This is a genomic window from Gilliamella sp. Pra-s60, assembly GCF_009795755.1.
Classification (GTDB): domain Bacteria; phylum Pseudomonadota; class Gammaproteobacteria; order Enterobacterales; family Orbaceae; genus Gilliamella.
Genome location: NZ_WTFA01000038.1, coordinates 1 through 1,394, shown reverse-complemented (window position 1 = coordinate 1,394; position 1,394 = coordinate 1). Strand labels below are relative to the sequence as shown.

At 46.5% G+C, this 1,394-nt stretch carries 1 protein-coding gene; it reads right to left on the bottom strand.

All coding sequences use genetic code 11. From position 1 onward, the window contains the following. Window positions 1-68 precede the first annotated feature (68 nt). Window positions 69-1,394, bottom strand: a 1,326-nt coding sequence (locus tag GQ596_RS10910) for a hypothetical protein (protein ID WP_160401749.1), incomplete at its 5' end; no start/stop codon positions are given.

Genomic DNA, 1,394 nt, shown 5'->3' with positions numbered 1-1,394 from the left:
TTATATTATCCCCTCAGGCACCATAATCGCCCCCCGCGCCCTAAGGATTAAGAACTAAACGCTAAAAGCTAAGGTGTGGTGCAAACAACGCCATAGCTGTAGTTGGCTGTGTAGCTGCTGACGTAGCCGGTGCTCGAGAGGACTCTGAACAGTTCGCTACCCGCCGCGTCACTCGTCCAGTAGCCGCGGTCGTAGAAGCCCAGATAAAGGTAGCCGACCATGTAGCCCCACTCCGTGAAAAATCCTGCTCCTATGTGACGCTGGTAATGATTATCAGATGAGCTAGGGGCTGCGCCATCTATGCCATTTCTACATGGGAAAGAACTATCTACACCACACTTCGCATTGGTTAAATCCCTTACCCTAGGCATCCGATAACCCAAACTATTACACCATGCTGTTTGAGCTGAAGGGGTATACCTTTCACCACCACGATGGACGAACCACTGCTTTAACACAAATCCATAACGAACCTCATTACCATTACTATCCCTACCGACCAACTCGAAAGTCTGTGGCAAAGATGGCACGGTAATTCGACCTGGATTACTTGAGCTCATTTGACTACTACTTGCCTTAGGACCATGCAACGTTACCCGTGCTACCCGTTTCCCTCTATCAACACTAGGAATCCAATCATTATTAGCTGCTACCACCGATACTGTAGCTGTTATTCCACTGTGAGTGACCGAAGACCAAGTTAACTGAGCTACATCTAACCCCCCTACATCCAAATCAAAATACAAACCATCTGCTCCCGTTGTTGGAAAGTTCCTGTCGTAAGATGATGGACTTGTTGATTGAGTTAAGAAGCCCTTACTAGGATTCCATATGTTAGATGGACCTGCAAAGTAGGGGGCGTCGTTGTATCTACCAACATTATTAACACCAGTGCCGCCCATGTACAAATTCGGCCTGACCGAACAAATACCTGCATTATCATATGGGTTGATATAATAATCCACCGTTGCGCCACTAAAACTACTACTCCTTGGGACCCCATACTGCGTACTTAATGTGCCACCTGTACTTGTTAAAGTTACCTTATAAGGTGCACCGCATATACTTAATGCATCGCTGCGATTAACCGTATTACCGTTTTTATCCCTAAACGCCACCAATATACTCCCCGATGCCGTTACTCCACCTACTCCCTGTCCGTCCCCATCATCATCTCGCCAATATCCCTGACTCACCAAATCATTCATCGTGATTGAACTCCGTGATGCTGGTACTATCATCTCTATATCATTGAAGCTAGCCCCCGCATTCGGCAACCTGATTGGATTAGTTGGTGTCGATGGGTTGATTGACCTTGTGTATACCGTGCCATCCTGCAACTTTATTGACAATAAACGGTCTGTATTCGTTAATTTTGTTACCCCTCCATCAAA